Origin of the sequence: Olsenella profusa F0195 (genome assembly GCF_000468755.1) — a bacterium.
Lineage (GTDB): Bacteria > Actinomycetota > Coriobacteriia > Coriobacteriales > Atopobiaceae > Olsenella_F > Olsenella_F profusa.
This window is the reverse complement of sequence record NZ_AWEZ01000061.1, coordinates 62322-77605: the sequence shown is the minus strand read 5'-3', so window position 1 is coordinate 77605 and position 15284 is coordinate 62322. Positions and strand designations below refer to the sequence as shown.

Below are 15284 nucleotides of genomic sequence, written 5' to 3'. Positions count from 1 at the left end.
TGGCGGGCAGGCGATGTTGGTGGAGATGGCCTCGGGGCCCGCGCCCACGTTAGGGGCCGGGTCGCCTCCCCTGGGCCGGAAGACCGGCCCGGACCTCTCCGACTTCCGTGTCGTCTGGGGGGCACGCCGGGCCCTCCGCCAGCGTGCCAAGCGCTTTCAAAGCCTTCGTCCGGGCCTCCACCGGCCCTCTCGCGTGTCCGGACGGTCCACTGCCTGGGTCTGCCAGGCGCGGCTGGGGCGCGGTCCTCGGGTTGTCGCTCTTCCAGACCATCCTGCGGTACTGCCCCTTCTACATGGGCCTCGTCGTCGGCGGCACGCTCCGGCCCGTCGGCCCGGGTGCCGTCGTCCTGCTCGTCTACATGGGCCTCATATCGGCCGCGACCTACTCGCTCTGGCCGTTCGTGCTCTCCTGCAACCCAGTCTCCAGGGTCTCGGTCTTCGGGTTCATGAACCCGGTCTTCGGCTTCATCCTCTCGGTGGCCCTTCTCTCCGAGGGCTCCGTCATCGATCCACCCAGGGCGCTGTCTGCGCTCGCGCTCGTCTCGCTCGGCATCATCATCGTCAACCACGTGCCGTGACCCAAGGCCACGTCCGAGGGCGCGGGTGCGCCGGAGCGCAGGCTCACGGGTGGGCCAGAGGACGTGCCCTTCCCGGGACCTAGGCCCGCCCCGGGGGCCGGGCGCGGGACGTTTGGCAGCGAAATCGATACCTTTGGACATATTTAGCGGAAACGAGGACGGGAGAGGGGGTACGTAAAGGGAGAAAACGGTGTTCGAGCACGCTCGTGCCGACAGGTCGCCCGGTCGCTCCTTGGCCTTCGGGGGCTGGAGCGCTCCCGGGCCTTTCGTTTTCGATGACCCCGCCTGCCCGGGAGCCGGGCCTGCCGAGGCCAGCCGGGAGCACCCGGGCGTCGTCCAGGGCCAGCGCGCCGGCGCCTGAGGGCACCGCGGCGCTGGGACACGCCGTCGGGACACGGGGAGAAAGGATTTGACATGGCCACCACAACACATCATGAGGAACGTCATGGGGGCGTCAGTCGTCGCTCCTTTGTCGCAGGCACCCTCTCCGTGGCCGCACTGGCCGCCCTCGCGGGGTGTGGCTCCTCCGGCGGCACCGGTGGGTCGGCGGCCCCCACGACCGCCATCAACGTGGGCACCGAGGGCATCTTCCCGCCCTACAGCTATCAGAACGACGATGGGGAGCTCGATGGCTTCGACGTCGCCGTCGCCAAGGCCGTGGACGAGAGGCTCGACGGCTATACGTTCGACTTCGTCCAGACCCAGTGGGACGGCATCTTCGCGGCGCTCGACGCCGGTCAGATCGACACCATCGCAAACGAGGTCACCGAGACCGACGAGCGGGCGGAGAAGTACCTCTTCACGGAGACACCCTACAGCTGGTCTGCCAACGCCCTCGTCTTCAAGAAGGGGCGCACCGACATCCGAGGCATCAGGGATCTCTGGGGCAAGACCGTCGACAGCGGCATCGCCGCCTCCTACACCGTCTGGCTCGACGAGTACAACGAGGAGAACGGCAACCCCATCACGGTCAACCACACCGACGGTGACGTGAACAAGATGTTCCAGGACGTCCTCGACGATCGCGCCGACGCCGCCATCGACAGCTACATCACTGGCAAGAGCATCATAGAGGAGCAGGGACTCGCCCTCGACATGGTCATCTTCACCGATGCCGGCAACGTCCCCATCTACTTCCCCTTCCGCAAGGACGACCTGGGCCAGGCGCTCAAATCCGCCATCGACCCCATCATAGAGGAGCTCATCGCCGATGGGACGCTGGCGCGCATCTCCGAGCAGTACCTCGGGGCCGACTACACCACCGAGGACTCCATCGTGGCGCTTGCCGAGAAGCAGCAGGGCTGAGACGTTGGCGGTGCCGATGTGGGACTGTCCAGCAGGGGTGGCTAGGCCTATGGCTGCCTCAGGTCGGTCGATGTGATGGGGGATACCATGAACGGTGGAAGCTCGTTCAGCCTTGAGTTCATGCTGGAGTCGGTGCCAAAGATCATGGCCTACCTGCCCGTGACCCTGCGGCTTGCGTTCTGGGCGATCGTCCTTGGCCTCGCCCTGGGATTCCTCATCGCCCTGGCGCGCTACTTTGACGTGCGCGTGCTCTCACAGGTGTGCCAGGTCTTCGTCTCCATCGTGCGCGGGACGCCTGCCATGTGCCAGCTGCTGCTGGTCTACTATGGCGTCCCGCTTCTGCTGAGGGCAGGCGACGCCAGATTCACGGTCACCTCCATCTCGCCCGTCACCTTCGCCATCATTGCCCTGGGGCTCAACGGTGCCGGCTTCATGAGCGAGACCATCCGATCGGCCATGCTGTCGGTGGATGAGGGCCAGGTCGAGGCCTGCCTCAGCGTCAACATGACAAAGTGGCAGGCCGTGTGGCATGTGGTGCTGCCCCAGGCCTTCTCGACGGCGCTGGCCCCGCTCGGCAACACGGCCATCAGCATGCTCAAGGACACGAGCCTCGTGTTCAACATCTCCGTCGTCGAGATGATGGCGCAGGCGCGGATCGTGGGCGCGAGCGCCTTCCGCTTCTTCGAGACCTACGTGGTGGTCTCGGCCATCTACTGGGTCTGCTGCTTCGTGCTGGAGCGCCTCATCGTGGTCGCGGAGAGGCGGGCACGGCGGCATGAGCGGGAGGTGAGCTTCTCATGAGCGGGCCCATCCTCTCGGCGCGGGGCATCGAGAAGTCCTTCAAGGACAACCACGTGCTGCGTGACATCGACCTCGATGTGTGCCAGGGGGAGGTGGTGACCATCATCGGCCCCTCCGGTACGGGCAAGACCACGTTCCTGCGCACGCTCAACTGGCTTGACAGGCCCGATGCGGGCACGATCGAGATAGACGGCGTCCGGGCGGACGCGCGATCCGCCTCGAAGCGTGACATAGCGGCGCTCAGGTCGAAGACCGCCATGGTGTTTCAACATTACAACCTCTTCAGGAACAAGAGTGCGCTCGACAACGTCACGGCCGCGCTGCGCTACGTGCAGCATGTCGACAGGGCCGAGGCGGAGCGTCGGGGCAGGGAGCTGCTGGATCGCGTGGGGCTGGCGGACAAGGCCGGGGAGTATCCGGCGATGCTCTCCGGCGGCCAGCAGCAGCGCGTGGGCATTGCGCGGGCACTGGCCGTGCGCCCCTCGGTCATCCTGTTCGACGAGCCCACGAGCGCGCTCGACCCCGAGTGGGTGGGCGAGGTGCTGCAGGTGATGCACTCCATCGCCGAGGATGGCATGACGATGATGGTGGTCTCTCACGAGATGCGCTTCGTGCGCTCCATCGCCACGCGCGTGGTCTATCTCGATGAGGGCAAGGTCTTGGAGGACGGTACGCCCGATCAGGTCTTCAACCATCCCAGGACCAAGGAGGCGCGGCGCTTCCTTGGCCAGGCGCACCTGACATAGGGGGCGGCACGCATCCGCCCAGGCCCTGGGGGTGTCCGCTCTCCTCCCTGTGGCCCTGCGCCCGTCAGGCGTGTAAGATGTTGCAGAGTCTTGTAGACTCAATGGTGTGAAAACAACGAGATTCCCATGGCCCACTCGCTTAGTTAGGCTAACTAAGTAGTTGTGACACGTTCCCGACGCCTTTGCGTCACGTCCCGTGGAAGAGTAGACATGGCACAGGGCCCAAAGCGCACGGCATGCCACAAGAACGGTGCTGATACCGCCATGCTGGCACATGAGCTGGGCGACCTGCTCATGGAGCTCTGCCATGCGGTCGGGTCGCTTGAGGGCTCCCTGCTCAGCGAGAGGAGCGACCTCTCCCTCTCCACGAGGGACGCACGCGCCATCGCCATCGTGGGCGGGGCGACCATCCGAGAGCATCGTACCCTGGGAATCTCCGAGCTTGCCGAGGCATGCGAGGTGAGCGCACCGTCCGCTACGTGCATGGCACGTCGCCTCGTTGACAAGGGCCTGCTCGTACGCGAGCAGGATGTCCTTGACGCACGGCGCGTCAATCTCCACCTCACACGCAGGGGCGAAAGGGTTTATCGTGTTCATGTGCCTTTCCGTATGAACATGGTGAGGCGCATCGTTCAAGACATGAACTCCGTCGAGCGTGCCGCGTTGCTCACGGGCGTACGTCGCATGGCAGGCTACTATCATGGCATTGAGGTGGGACACGCATGAGCTATCGCATCATCGGCACCGGCAGCGCCCTTCCCAGGAAGGTCGTCACCAACGATGACCTCGCTGAGTTTCTCGACACGTCCGACGAGTGGATCCATACGCGCACGGGCATCAGGCGCCGTCATGTGTGCACGACCGAGACCCTCGACGACCTTGCATCCCTGGCGGCCGAGCGGGCCCTCGAGATGAGCGGCCTCACGGTGGGCGACATCGACCTCATCGTGGGCTCGACGTCCTCGGCCGACCACATGGTTCCCGCCATGGCGTCCATCGTACAGGGCGCCCTTGGGGCAGACTGCATGAGCTTCGATGTCTATGTGGGCTGTTCGGGCTTTGTCGCGGCACTGGATGTGGCCGACGGCTACTTTGCCCGCGGGCGTGCCAGGCACGCCCTCATCGTGGCGGCCGAGAAGGTCACGCGCCTGGTGGACTGGACGGATCGCTCCACCTGCGTGCTCTTTGGCGATGGCGCCGGCGCGGCGGTGGTGGAGCATGTCGAGGGCGAGGATCTGCCCTTCCGGGCCACCAACCAGCCGAGCATGGCGCTCGTCATGCCCGGCATCCCCTCGCGCAGCCCCTACGACGAGCACCGCGACGCTGGCGTGAGCAGTCTCGTCATGGACGGGCGCGCCGTCTTCCGCTTTGCCGTGAAGTCCGTGACCGAGGACATCCAGAGGCTCTGCGAGGCGGCGGGCGTCGCCATCGATGACGTCGACCACTTCGTTCTCCATCAGGCCAACGACCGCATCATCGCCTCGGTAGTGCAGCACCTCGGCCTGGATGACGCCAAGGTGGCGCACAACATCGCGGAGACGGGCAACATCTCCAGTGCCTGCATTCCCCTCGCCCTCGACCTCGCCAACCGCAGGGGGGACCTCAGGCGGGGGGACCTCATCGCACTGGTGGGGTATGGCGCGGGCCTTGCCGTCAACTCCTGCCTGTTCAGGTGGGACATGGGTTCCGTGGCCTAGCGCCACGGCCGCGGCCCTGCGGCCGCATCGCACGGGGACATCGCCGCGCACGCGGCTGTCTATAGAGGATGCCGCGCTTGCGGCACGAGGCGTCGCAGACGCGACACAGGAGGAGGAACCAACCATGGCTAGCAGCACCTTTGACAAGATCGTCGAGATTCTCAAGGAGCAGGACGGCGTCACCGAGGACCTCACCCGTGAGACCACCTTCGAGGAGGCCGGCATCGACTCCCTGGCGACCGTCGAGGTCGTCATGGCCTGCGAGGACGAGTTTGGCATCGAGATCGATACCGAGTCCAACCCCGCGACCATCGGCGAGTTCGCCGACATGGTCGACAAGCTGATCGCAGAGAAGGAGTAGCACCCTCCATGATCGAATCTCCCATTTGCGAGCTTCTGGGTATCCAGAAGCCCGTCTTCCAGGGCGGCATGGCCTGGATCGCCGACGCAAGCCTCGCCTCGGCCGTGTCCGAGGCCGGCGGCCTGGGCATCATCTCCGCCATGAACGCCAACGCCGAGTGGCTGCGCGGCCAGATCCACGAGCTGCGCGAGAGGACCGACAGGCCCTTCGGCGTGAACATCATGCTGCAGAGCCCCTTCGCAGACGAGGTGGCCGACCTTGTGGTGGACGAGAGGGTTCCCGTCGTCGTGACGGGTGCCGGTGATCCCCGCAAGTACATGAGGCGGTGGAACGCCGCGGACATCAAGGTCATCCCCGTCGTCGCGCAGGTCGCCCTCGCGCGCCTCGTGGAGCGCGCCGGTGCCGCCGCCGTCGTCGCCGAGGGTGGCGAGTCGGGCGGTCACGTGGGCGAGACCACGACGATGGCACTGGTTCCCCAGGTCGTCGATGCCGTCAGGATTCCCGTGGTCGCCGCCGGTGGCATTGCCGACGGGCGCGGCATGGCCGCAGCCTTCATGCTGGGTGCCGTAGGCGTCCAGGTGGGCACACGCTTCCTCGTCGCCGAGGAGTGCACGGTCAGCGAGGAGTACAAGAGGCGCATCCTCAAGGCCAACGACATCGCCACCATCGTGACAGGCCGCAAGTACGGTGGCGCGGTGCGCTGCCTCAAGTCGCCGTTCTCGCAGCGCTTCGCCAAGGCGGAGCGCGAGGGCGCCACGCAGGACGAGCTCGACGCCATGGGTGCCGGCTCGCTGCGCAAGGCCGCCGTTGACGGCAACTACGAGGAGGGCAGCTTCATGTCGGGCCAGATCGCCGGCATGGTGCGCGAGCGCCAGACGGCCCGTGAGATCGTGGACGACCTCGTGGACGGTGCCGAGCGGGCACTGGTGGGAGCGGCCAGATGGGTAAGGTAGCCTTCCTCTTCGCGGGCCAGGGCGCGCAGCATCCCGGCATGGGCAAAGAGCTCGCCTGTGCCGAGGCGGCGGCCAAGGCCACGTTCGACACGCTCGAGGCCGCCATGCCGGGTCTTTCCGCCCTCTGCTTCGAGGGCACCGAGGAGGAGCTCACCCGTACCGAGAACACCCAGCCCAGCGTGTTTGCCGTCGACCTTGCCGCGGCCCGCGCACTGGTCGCCCACGGCGTCACCCCCGATGCCGTGGCGGGCTTCTCGCTGGGCGAGGTGGCCGCCCTCACGTTTGCCGGCGCCTTCGGCGATGAGGACGGCTTTGCCCTCGTGCGCCATCGTGGCGACCTTATGGCCGCATGCTGTGCCGCGCACCCGAGCGGCATGCGTGCCGTGGTCAAGCTCGATGCCCCTACGGTGGAGGCCCTCGCCGAGCAGGCCGGTGCCTGGCCCGTCAACTACAACAGTCCCCAGCAGACCGTGGTGGCGGGCACACCCGATGCCCTCGAGCGGCTCGAGGCCCTCGTCAAGGGGGCCAGGGGCCGCGCCCTCAAGATGGCCGTCGCCGGCGCCTTCCACAGCCCGCTCATGGCCGACGCCTCCACAGGCCTTGCCAGCTGGCTGAAGGCATGTGCCCCCAAACCCTGCGCTCCTCCCGTGTGGGCCAACACCACGGGTGAGCCATATCCCGCAGATCCCGCCGCGATGGCGGGCCTCCTGGCAGGGCAGGCCTCCCACCCCGTCCGCTGGACGCGCACGCTTCAGGGCCTCAGGGCGCAGGGCTTTGACACCTTCGTCGAGGTGGGGCCTGGCTCCACGCTCACCAAGCTCGTACAGCGCACGCTCGAGGGCGTCTGTGCCCTCGCATGCGAGACGCCCGGGCAGCTCTCCGCAGTGCTCGAGATCGTGGGAAAGGAATAGCCAACATGTCCCAGAACCCCATCCTCACGCGCGACGAGTCGCGCAAGGTGGCCCTCGTGACGGGCGGCTCGCGCGGCATCGGTCGCGCCATCGCCCATCGGCTGGCCGAGGACGGCTACGACGTGGCCATCGTGTATGCCGGGGGCGCAGACCGCGCCGAGGTGGTCGTCTCCGAGCTCGGGGACCTTGGTGCCACCTCCAAGGCCTATCGTTGCGACGTTGCCGTGCCCGGTGAGGTCGATGCCTGCGTCAAGGAGGTCATCGCCGACTTCGGGAGCGTGTGGGCGCTCGTCAACAATGCGGGCATCACGCGCGATGGCCTCCTCATGCGCATGAGGGACGAGGACTTCGACCGCGTCCTGGGGGTCAACCTCAAGGGTGCCTTCAACACCATCCGCGCGCTCTCGCGCTCCTTCATGCGCCAGAAGGGCGGGCGCATCGTCAACCTCAGCTCCGTGGTGGGCATCATGGGCAATGCCGGGCAGGCCAACTATGCCGCCTCCAAGGCGGGGCTCATCGGCCTCACCAAGTCGGTCGCGCGCGAGCTGGCGCCGCGCAACGTCACCTGCAACGCGGTGGCGCCGGGGTTCGTGAACACCGACATGACGGCCGTGCTCTCCGACGAGACGCGTGCCGGCTACGAGCGGCAGATTCCGCTGGGGCGCCTCTGCGACCCCGAGGACGTCGCCGCGGCCGTCTCCTATCTTGCCAGTGACGCGGCGTCGCTCGTCACGGGCGTCGTCCTACCCGTCGACGGTGGCATGAGCATGTAGCAAGCAGCCCTGTGGGCTGGGAAGGAGAAGCATGGAGCGCAGAGTAGCAATCACCGGCCTGGGTGCCGTGACGCCCGTGGGCAACAACGCACCCGACAGCTGGGCCGCCCTCAAGGCGGGCACGTGCGGCATTGGCCCTCTCACGCACTTTGACGACACGGACTACAAGGTGAGCGTGGCGGCCGAGGTCAAGGACTTCGACCCGTCGGGGCTCCTGAGCGTGCCCGAGATGCGCCGCAACGACCTCTTCGTGCAGTTTGCCATCGTGGCGGCCCACGAGGCCCTCGCGGACTCCGGACTGGACGTTGAGGGCAGCGTCGACCGCGACCGCCTGGGCGTGTACGTGGGCTCCGGTATCGGCGGCATCGGCACCACCATCGAGAACACCGCCAAGCTCATCAGTGGCGGCCCGCGCAAGGTCTCGCCCTTCCTCATTCCCTCGATGATCGCCAACATGGCAGCCGGCCAGGTGTCCATCCGCAGCAAGGCCCTTGGCCCCACGCTTCCCGTGGTCACGGCCTGTGCCACCTCGAGCAATACCATCGGCGAGGGCTTTCGTGCCATCAGGCACGGCTACGCCGACGCCATCATCGCCGGCGGCACCGAGGCGGGCATCGTGCCCCTGGCGCTCGCGGGCTTCAACAACATGAAGGCGCTTACCAAGAACCCCGATCCCCAGACGGCCTGTCGCCCCTTTGACGCCAACCGCGACGGCTTCGTGATGGGCGAGGGTGCGGCCATGCTCATCCTGGAGGACCTGGAGCATGCCATGGCGCGCGGTGCGCAGGTCTATGCCGAGGTGATGGGCTACGGCAACACGGCTGACGCCTACCACATCACGAGTCCCGACCCCGAGGCGGGCGGCATCACGCGTGCCATCAGGGAGGCCGTGGCCGAAGCGGGCCTCGATCCCGCCGAGGGACTCTACATCAACGCCCATGGCACCTCGACCAAGCTCAACGACCAGGCCGAGACGCTCGGCTTCAAGCGGGCGCTGGGCGAGGGGGTGGCCCATGCGGCAAGGATCTCGTCCACAAAGTCCATGACGGGCCACATGCTCGGTGCCGCCGGTGCCGTGGAGGCCATGGTCTGCGCTCTCACGCTGCGCGATGGCGTGGTCGCACCCACCATCAACTACCACGACCCCGACCCGGAGTGCGACCTCGACTACACGCCCAACGAGGCCGCTCCGTTCGACGGACGCTGGGCGCTCTCCACCAACCTGGGCTTTGGCGGCCACAACGCCGCCCTGGCATTCAAGCGATACGAGGGATAGGCGGCAGACATGGACTTCGACAAGATCAGGGAGCTTGCGCAGATCCTTAAGGCCAGCTCGCTCACGCGTCTGCGCGTGGAGGAGGACGGCACCGTGCTGGAGCTGGAGGCCGAGCCCCCTCAGCAGCAGGTCGTGAGCGTGGCACCCGTGGCCGCCACGCCCGCCACGCCGGCCCCGGAGCAGGAGCCCTCCGCCACGCCGGCCCCCGCCGCTCCGCAGGCGGAGGAGGACGCGGATGCGGCCTTCGACATGAGCAAGCTCACGCTCGTGAAGGCTCCCATGGTGGGCGTGTTCTACGCTGCGCCCTCGCCTGGCGCGGAGCCCTTCGTGCATGTGGGCTCCAAGGTCAAGAAGGGCGACACCCTCTGCGTCATGGAGGCCATGAAGCTCATGAACGAGGTCACGGCCGAGTGCGATGGCGAGGTCGTCGACATCTGCGTCGAGGACGGCGACCTCGTGGAATTCGGCGGCACCCTCATGAAGATCCACTAGGAGGCAACCATGAACAGAGACGAGCTCGAGAGGATCCTGCCGCACCGTCCCCCCATGCTGCTCTTGGACGAGTCGGAGGTGGTGGGCGGCGAGGCCCACGGCAGGATCGCCATCAGGGGTGACGAGTTCTTCCTGCAGGGGCACTTCCCGAACAACCCCATCGTGCCCGGCGTGATCCAGTGCGAGATGCTCGCACAGAACTGCTGCGTGCTCATCGCCGACCAGATGACTGACACCCAGGGCAAGACCCCGCTCTACACCGGGCTCGACAAGGTGCGCTTCAAGAGCAGCATACGTCCGGGTGACACCGTCGATCTGGTCTGTCGCCTCACGCGCTCCCATGCGCCGTTCTACTTCGCCGAGGGCGAGGCCTCCGTCGACGGCAGGCTGTGCTGCACGGCGAACATGTCGTTCGCGCTCGTCGCGAGCGATGCCGCCAAGGGTGGCGACGCCTAGTGTTCGAGAAGATCCTCATCGCCAACCGCGGCGAGATCGCGGTGCGCGTCATCCGCGCGTGCAAGGAGATGGGCGTGCAGACCGTGGTGGTGTACTCCACGGCCGATGCCGGCTCCTATCATGTTCAGATCGCGGATGAGGCGTGGTGCATCGGTGGCCCACGTCCCGCAGACAGCTATCTCAACATGGACGCCATCGTGACGGTGGCCGTCGAGTCCGGTGCCACCGCGGTGCATCCGGGCTATGGCTTCCTCTCCGAGTCATCCGAGTTCGCGCGGAAGTGCCGCGAGTGCGGCCTCGTGTTCATCGGCCCCTCGCCCGAGGTCATCGACCGCATGGGCGACAAGGACGAGGCGCGCCGCACGGCCAAGGCCGCAGGCGTCCCCATCGTGGAGGGCACCGGCCTCCTCGGGGATGCCGACGAGGCCGAGCGCGAGGCTAAGCGCATCGGCTTCCCCCTGCTCATCAAGGCGCGCGCCGGCGGCGGTGGCCGTGGCATCCGCAAGGTGGAGGCCCGGGACAAGGTGCGTGGCGCCTTTCAGGAGGCCTCCAGCGAGGCGGCCTCGGCCTTTGGCGATGGCGGCTGCTACATGGAGCGCTTCATCTCGCCTGCCCACCACGTGGAGGTGCAGGTGCTGGGTGACGCCCATGGCAACGTGGTCTCGCTGGGTGAGCGCGAGTGTTCCGTCCAGCGCCGCAACCAGAAGCTGCTGGAGGAGAGTCCCAGCCCGTCCATCACGCCCGCCGTGCGCGACCACATGGCCAAGGCCGCCCGCGACCTCGCGCGCTCTGTGGGCTACGTGGGGCTGGGCACCATCGAGTACCTCTACTCCGACGCCAACGAGACGTTCGCCTTCATGGAGATGAACACCCGCCTGCAGGTGGAGCATCCCATCACGGAGTACGTCACGGGCGTCGACCTCGTGAAGTGGCAGATGCGCGTGGCCGCTGGCAACGAGCTGGCCTTCGCGCAGGATGACATCCACGTCCAGGGCCATGCCATCGAATGCCGGCTCAACGCCGAAACGCCGGACTTCCTGCCATCGTGCGGCACCGTGGAGACCCTGCACATTCCGGGTGGTCCGTGGGTGCGCTTTGACACGGCCCTCTACCAGGGCGTCACCATTCCGCCGTACTACGACTCCATGCTGGGCAAGCTCATCGTCTACGCTCCCACGCGCGAGGAATGCGTGCGCAAGGCACGTTCAGCCCTGGGCGAGTTCGTGGTCGAGGGCGTCTCGGACAACTCCGAGCTCCAGCTGGACATCCTCTCCAACGACGAGTTCGTCTCGGGCATGTACCACACCAACCTGATGGAGCACCTCTATGAGTAGCAGCAAGAAGGTCAAGAGCGCCAACACCCTCGAAGGTCCCATCACCGAGGTCAACGTGGAGCAGCCCGAGCGCCAGATCCTCGTGCGCTGTCCGGGCTGCCGCCATGCGGCCGCGCAGGAGGACATCGCGGGTAACCTCGAGGTCTGCCCCCGCTGTGGCCACCACTTCCGGATAGGCGCGCGCAAGCGCATCTCCATGACCGTGGATGCCGAGAGCTTCCAGGAGATGGATGCCGACCTGGTGGCCAAGGACTTCCTGGGCTTTCCGGGCTACAGGGAGAAGATCGCCAAGGCCCGCGCCGCCTCGCAGGAGAACGAGGCCGTCATCTGCGGCACCGCCACCGTCGGCGGGTACCGCTGCGCCCTGTTCGTCATGAACAGCCAGTACATGATGGGGTCCATGGGCTCCGTCGTGGGGGAGAAGATCACCCGCCTGTTCGAGTACGCCTGCGAGGAGGGCCTGCCCGTCGTGGGCTTCACCGTCTCGGGCGGGGCCCGCATGCAGGAGGGCACCACGTCCCTCATGCAGATGGCCAAGACCTCCGGCGCCGTGCGCAGGCACTCCGATGCGGGGCTCCTCTACATCGCCGTGCTCACCGATCCCACCACGGGTGGCGTCACGGCGAGCTTTGCCATGGAGGCAGACATCTGCCTGGCGGAGCCTGGCGCGCTCGTGGCCTTTGCCGGGCCGCGCGTCATCGAGCAGACGCTGCACAAGCGTCTGCCCGTCGGCTTCCAGCGCTCGGAGTTCCAGCTGGAGCATGGCTTCGTCGACCGTATCGCGCCGCGTGCCGCCCTCCCCGAGGAGCTCGCGCGGCTGATGGGGCTGCATGGCGTGCCCAGGGTGGAGGGCGACGGCCCCTTCGAGCCCATCATCGGCCTGGTGAGGCCCAAGGACGAGAATCCTGCGGCCAAGCTGCTGGGCAACCTCGCCGCTGCCGCGGTGGACGCCGTCCAGCGTGCCGGCAAGAGGCCACCCGAGCAGCAGGCTCCGCTCACGGAGGCAGAGGAGGCCCGGCGCAGCGCCTATGAGCTCTTGGGCGTGGTGCGCTCGGGCGAGCGCCCGGGGGTCCTCTCCGCCATGGAGCGGGTGTTCGACCCCTTCGTCGAGCTGCATGGCGATCGCTACTTTGGTGATGACGGGGCCGTGGTGGGCGGCATCGCCCGCCTGAAGGGCCAGGCGGTCACCGTCATCGGTACCGAGCGTGGTCGTGACACCAAGGAGCGCGTGCGGCGCAACTTTGGCTCCGCCAGTCCCGAGGGGTACCGCAAGGCACAACGCCTCATGAGGCAGGCCGAAAAGTTCGGCCGTCCCGTCGTGTGCCTCGTGGACACGTCCGGCGCGTTCTGTGGCATGGGTGCCGAGGAGCGCGGCCAGGGCGAGGCCATCGCCCGGAGCCTTCTCGTGATGAGTGGCCTCAGGGTGCCCATCGTCTCCGTCATCATGGGCGAGGGTGGCTCGGGCGGTGCGCTGGGCCTGGCGCTTGCCAACCGCGTGCTCATGCTCTCCGGTGCCGTGTACTCCGTCGTGAGCCCCGAGGGCTGCGCCTCCATCCTCTGGAAGACGGCCGAGCGCGCCCCCGAGGCGGCCGATGCGCTCAGGATCCGTGCGACCGACCTCAAGGAGCTGGGCATCATCGACGACATCATCGACGATCACGACCTGGGCACGGACGCGTTCGCCCGGCGCCTTGCCGATGCGCTCTCGGCCGAGCTCGCACGCTACCAGGACGCCTCCGCCGCCGAGCTGGAGCAGGACCGCTATGACCGATTCCGCCGGATGGGGGAGAGTGCCCTATGCTAGCCATCGTTATCGATTCGACCTCTGGGCTGACCCGCAGCGAAGCCAAGGAGCTGGGCGTGACCGTCGTCCCCACGTACTACAGCGTGGATGGCCACGCCAACGAGGAGCGGTTTGCAGACGAGTGCGCGGGCTATGAGCCCCAGCTCGGCTCCGATGCCATGTTGCACACCGAGCCCGCCTTCCCCGATGCGTACCTCGATGCCTTCTCCGAGGCGCTCGTCAAGGGCGACGACGTGCTCTGCATCACGCTCTCCTCGCGCCTCTCGGCGGGGCATCGCAGCGCCGAGGTGGCCAGGAGCATGCTGCTGGGCACCGCCGAGAACGCGGGACGCATCGAGGTCGTGGACTCCCACATGGCGGGCGCCGGCCTGGAGATCCTCGCACGCCGCGCCCGCGAGGCGGCGGACGAGGGCAGGGGCCTTGCCGAGGTGGTGGCGGCCGTCAAGGAGCTTCGTGGCCACGTCTACTCGCGCTTTGCCGTGGCCGACATGCACATGCTGCGCCGCAGTGGGCGCCTCTCCAACACGCGTCGCTCCGTGAGTTCCACGCTCGACCGCTTCCCGGTCTTCGGCCTGCGCCACGGCACCATCGAGGTGGAGACCATCGCCCGCGGCACGGCGGGCATGACCAAGGCCATGCTTGCGGGCGTGCCCGAGGACGTGGGCAGGCTGTACGTCGCCCACTACGGTGAGCCCACCAAGGCGCTCTACCGCCTGGTGTCCGCCATCAAGCGTCAGCTGCCCGCAGCCGAGCTGGTGGTCAAGGACGCCGGCCCCGTGCTCACCGTGAACGTGGGCATTGGCAGCGTCTCGCTGGTGTGGGTCGATGGGGAGTAGGCCGTCCGCCCGCGCGATCGTGCACCTTGCCCAGGTGGGCTCCACCAATAGCTATGCCAGGCAGGCCTACCGCTCGGGTGGGTCTGCCTTTCGTGAGCTGCACGATGCCGCGACCACCGAGGGCGCGCTGCCGGTGGACGTCGTCGTGACCGACGAACAGACGCAGGGGCGCGGCCGCTTGGGGCGCATCTGGCAGAGCGGCGTCGACGAGGCACTGTGCGCGTCCTTCGTGGTGCCGCTGCCGCGCGTGGTGCTCGAGCGGGGGGATGGGGGCTGGGTCACCGCCTGCGCCGGCCTCGCCGCCGTGGATGCGCTGCGCGCCGCCTGTGACGACCGGCTGGGGGGCCTTTCCCTCAAGTGGCCCAACGACCTCCTCTGGGGCGGCAGGAAGCTGGGCGGCATCCTCTGCGAGACGGCGGGCATGGATGAGGGGTGCGTCTGCGTGGTGGTGGGCATCGGCATCAACCTGCTGACGCCTGCCGAGCGGCTGCCGCTGGAGGCGGCCACGTCGCTGGCGGTGCACGTGGAGGGGCTGCCGACCTATGCCGTGCTGCGCGATGCGCTGGTGGATGGCATCGCAGGGAGGATCGGCGAGATGCTCTGGCGGCTGGCGACGCGGCGCGACGCGGCGCGTGACGACCTCCTCGTGCGGACGAAGGCGGCAAGCTGCACGCTGGGGCATCGCGTGGAGGTGCGGCGCGCGGACGGCACGAGCGTGGTGGGGCGCGCGGTGGACATCCGGCGTGACATGGCCCTTGTCGTCAAGCTGGACGATGGATCGCGTGTCGTCGTGACGGCCGGTGACGTGGGCGTCCTCTCGCGATAGGCGTGTGCCGTGCGTCTCCCTCCGCGTTCTGACCCCTCGTTCCCCTCGCCCATCCCCGTGTGGGTGCCATATGGTCCATGTGGGTGCGATTCTCCCTGCCGCGGTCGATAAAACCCCAGGTCAGTAGAAGCAGCA

General features: G+C 67.6%; 17 protein-coding genes. All 17 read left to right on the top strand.

What is annotated here, in order from left to right; genetic code table 11:
* Nucleotides 1–251 precede the first annotated feature (251 nt).
* Entirely contained in the window at nt 252–578 is a 327-nt protein-coding gene (locus HMPREF1316_RS09105; RefSeq protein ID WP_021726665.1) for a hypothetical protein, read from the top strand.
* A gap of 414 nt (nt 579–992) precedes the next feature.
* Entirely contained in the window at nt 993–1883 is an 891-nt protein-coding gene (locus tag HMPREF1316_RS09100; protein ID WP_021726704.1) for a transporter substrate-binding domain-containing protein, read from the top strand.
* 87 nt (nt 1884–1970) lie between these two features.
* Entirely contained in the window at nt 1971–2684 is a 714-nt protein-coding gene (locus HMPREF1316_RS09095; RefSeq protein WP_021726655.1) for an amino acid ABC transporter permease, read from the top strand.
* Nucleotides 2681–3430, top strand: coding sequence for an amino acid ABC transporter ATP-binding protein (locus HMPREF1316_RS09090; protein WP_021726701.1), 750 nt, complete (start codon nt 2681–2683; stop codon nt 3428–3430). The genes HMPREF1316_RS09095 and HMPREF1316_RS09090 overlap by 4 nt, the downstream gene beginning before the upstream one ends.
* A 210-nt stretch (nt 3431–3640) precedes the next feature.
* The gene (locus HMPREF1316_RS09085) at nt 3641–4156 is read left to right on the top strand and encodes a MarR family winged helix-turn-helix transcriptional regulator (protein WP_021726638.1); all 516 of its coding nucleotides are present in this window, start codon (nt 3641–3643) and stop codon (nt 4154–4156) included.
* Complete coding sequence (locus HMPREF1316_RS09080) at nt 4153–5127, top strand: beta-ketoacyl-ACP synthase III (protein ID WP_021726767.1); 975 nt, start codon at nt 4153–4155, stop codon at nt 5125–5127. Before HMPREF1316_RS09085 ends, HMPREF1316_RS09080 begins: the two co-directional genes overlap by 4 nt.
* A gap of 124 nt (nt 5128–5251) precedes the next feature.
* Nucleotides 5252–5488, top strand: coding sequence for an acyl carrier protein (locus HMPREF1316_RS09075; RefSeq protein WP_021726716.1), 237 nt, complete (start codon nt 5252–5254; stop codon nt 5486–5488).
* A gap of 8 nt (nt 5489–5496) precedes the next feature.
* Nucleotides 5497–6441: a nitronate monooxygenase gene (locus HMPREF1316_RS09070; protein ID WP_021726757.1), complete on the top strand. Its 945-nt coding sequence runs from the start codon at nt 5497–5499 to the stop codon at nt 6439–6441.
* Nucleotides 6429–7352 (top strand): ACP S-malonyltransferase, encoded by a 924-nt coding sequence (locus HMPREF1316_RS09065; RefSeq protein ID WP_021726639.1) that lies wholly within the window; start codon nt 6429–6431, stop codon nt 7350–7352. The genes HMPREF1316_RS09070 and HMPREF1316_RS09065 overlap by 13 nt, the downstream gene beginning before the upstream one ends.
* 5 nt (nt 7353–7357) lie before the next feature.
* Nucleotides 7358–8125 carry a 3-oxoacyl-[acyl-carrier-protein] reductase gene (fabG, locus tag HMPREF1316_RS09060; protein ID WP_021726766.1) on the top strand — a complete coding sequence of 256 codons (768 nt, stop codon included), beginning with the start codon at nt 7358–7360 and terminating at the stop codon, nt 8123–8125.
* Nucleotides 8126–8156: 31 nt separating this feature from the next.
* A complete protein-coding gene (gene fabF / locus HMPREF1316_RS09055) occupies nt 8157–9401 on the top strand; it encodes a beta-ketoacyl-ACP synthase II (protein ID WP_021726690.1) in 1245 nt (414 codons plus the stop codon).
* Nucleotides 9402–9410: 9 nt separating this feature from the next.
* Complete coding sequence (accB, locus tag HMPREF1316_RS09050; protein ID WP_021726721.1) at nt 9411–9893, top strand: acetyl-CoA carboxylase biotin carboxyl carrier protein; 483 nt, start codon at nt 9411–9413, stop codon at nt 9891–9893.
* Nucleotides 9894–9902: 9 nt separating this feature from the next.
* Nucleotides 9903–10349 carry a 3-hydroxyacyl-ACP dehydratase FabZ family protein gene (locus HMPREF1316_RS09045; protein WP_021726651.1) on the top strand — a complete coding sequence of 149 codons (447 nt, stop codon included), beginning with the start codon at nt 9903–9905 and terminating at the stop codon, nt 10347–10349.
* Nucleotides 10349–11683: an acetyl-CoA carboxylase biotin carboxylase subunit gene (locus HMPREF1316_RS09040; protein ID WP_021726725.1), complete on the top strand. Its 1335-nt coding sequence runs from the start codon at nt 10349–10351 to the stop codon at nt 11681–11683. The genes HMPREF1316_RS09045 and HMPREF1316_RS09040 overlap by 1 nt, the downstream gene beginning before the upstream one ends.
* Nucleotides 11676–13487: an acetyl-CoA carboxylase carboxyl transferase subunit gene (locus HMPREF1316_RS09035; RefSeq protein ID WP_021726669.1), complete on the top strand. Its 1812-nt coding sequence runs from the start codon at nt 11676–11678 to the stop codon at nt 13485–13487. The genes HMPREF1316_RS09040 and HMPREF1316_RS09035 overlap by 8 nt, the downstream gene beginning before the upstream one ends.
* Nucleotides 13481–14323: a DegV family protein gene (locus tag HMPREF1316_RS09030; RefSeq protein WP_021726735.1), complete on the top strand. Its 843-nt coding sequence runs from the start codon at nt 13481–13483 to the stop codon at nt 14321–14323. Before HMPREF1316_RS09035 ends, HMPREF1316_RS09030 begins: the two co-directional genes overlap by 7 nt.
* Nucleotides 14313–15149, top strand: a complete 837-nt coding sequence (locus HMPREF1316_RS09025) for a biotin--[acetyl-CoA-carboxylase] ligase (protein WP_040652018.1) — start codon at nt 14313–14315, stop codon at nt 15147–15149. Before HMPREF1316_RS09030 ends, HMPREF1316_RS09025 begins: the two co-directional genes overlap by 11 nt.
* Nucleotides 15150–15284 lie beyond the last annotated feature (135 nt).

Bases quoted from the DNA above. Each gene is read 5' to 3' on its own strand.
- HMPREF1316_RS09095 (WP_021726655.1), top strand. From the start codon at position 1,971: ATGAACGGTGGAAGCTCGTTCAGCCTTGAGTTCATGCTGGAGTCGGTG.
- accB (WP_021726721.1), top strand. From the start codon at position 9,411: ATGGACTTCGACAAGATCAGGGAGCTTGCGCAGATCCTTAAGGCCAGC.
- HMPREF1316_RS09045 (WP_021726651.1), top strand. From the start codon at position 9,903: ATGAACAGAGACGAGCTCGAGAGGATCCTGCCGCACCGTCCCCCCATG.
- HMPREF1316_RS09090 (WP_021726701.1), top strand. From the start codon at position 2,681: ATGAGCGGGCCCATCCTCTCGGCGCGGGGCATCGAGAAGTCCTTCAAG.
- HMPREF1316_RS09035 (WP_021726669.1), top strand. From the start codon at position 11,676: ATGAGTAGCAGCAAGAAGGTCAAGAGCGCCAACACCCTCGAAGGTCCC.
- HMPREF1316_RS09070 (WP_021726757.1), top strand. From the start codon at position 5,497: ATGATCGAATCTCCCATTTGCGAGCTTCTGGGTATCCAGAAGCCCGTC.
- HMPREF1316_RS09030 (WP_021726735.1), top strand. From the start codon at position 13,481: ATGCTAGCCATCGTTATCGATTCGACCTCTGGGCTGACCCGCAGCGAA.
- HMPREF1316_RS09080 (WP_021726767.1), top strand. From the start codon at position 4,153: ATGAGCTATCGCATCATCGGCACCGGCAGCGCCCTTCCCAGGAAGGTC.
- HMPREF1316_RS09025 (WP_040652018.1), top strand. From the start codon at position 14,313: ATGGGGAGTAGGCCGTCCGCCCGCGCGATCGTGCACCTTGCCCAGGTG.
- HMPREF1316_RS09065 (WP_021726639.1), top strand. From the start codon at position 6,429: ATGGGTAAGGTAGCCTTCCTCTTCGCGGGCCAGGGCGCGCAGCATCCC.
- HMPREF1316_RS09100 (WP_021726704.1), top strand. From the start codon at position 993: ATGGCCACCACAACACATCATGAGGAACGTCATGGGGGCGTCAGTCGT.
- fabF (WP_021726690.1), top strand. From the start codon at position 8,157: ATGGAGCGCAGAGTAGCAATCACCGGCCTGGGTGCCGTGACGCCCGTG.
- HMPREF1316_RS09085 (WP_021726638.1), top strand. From the start codon at position 3,641: ATGGCACAGGGCCCAAAGCGCACGGCATGCCACAAGAACGGTGCTGAT.
- fabG (WP_021726766.1), top strand. From the start codon at position 7,358: ATGTCCCAGAACCCCATCCTCACGCGCGACGAGTCGCGCAAGGTGGCC.
- HMPREF1316_RS09075 (WP_021726716.1), top strand. From the start codon at position 5,252: ATGGCTAGCAGCACCTTTGACAAGATCGTCGAGATTCTCAAGGAGCAG.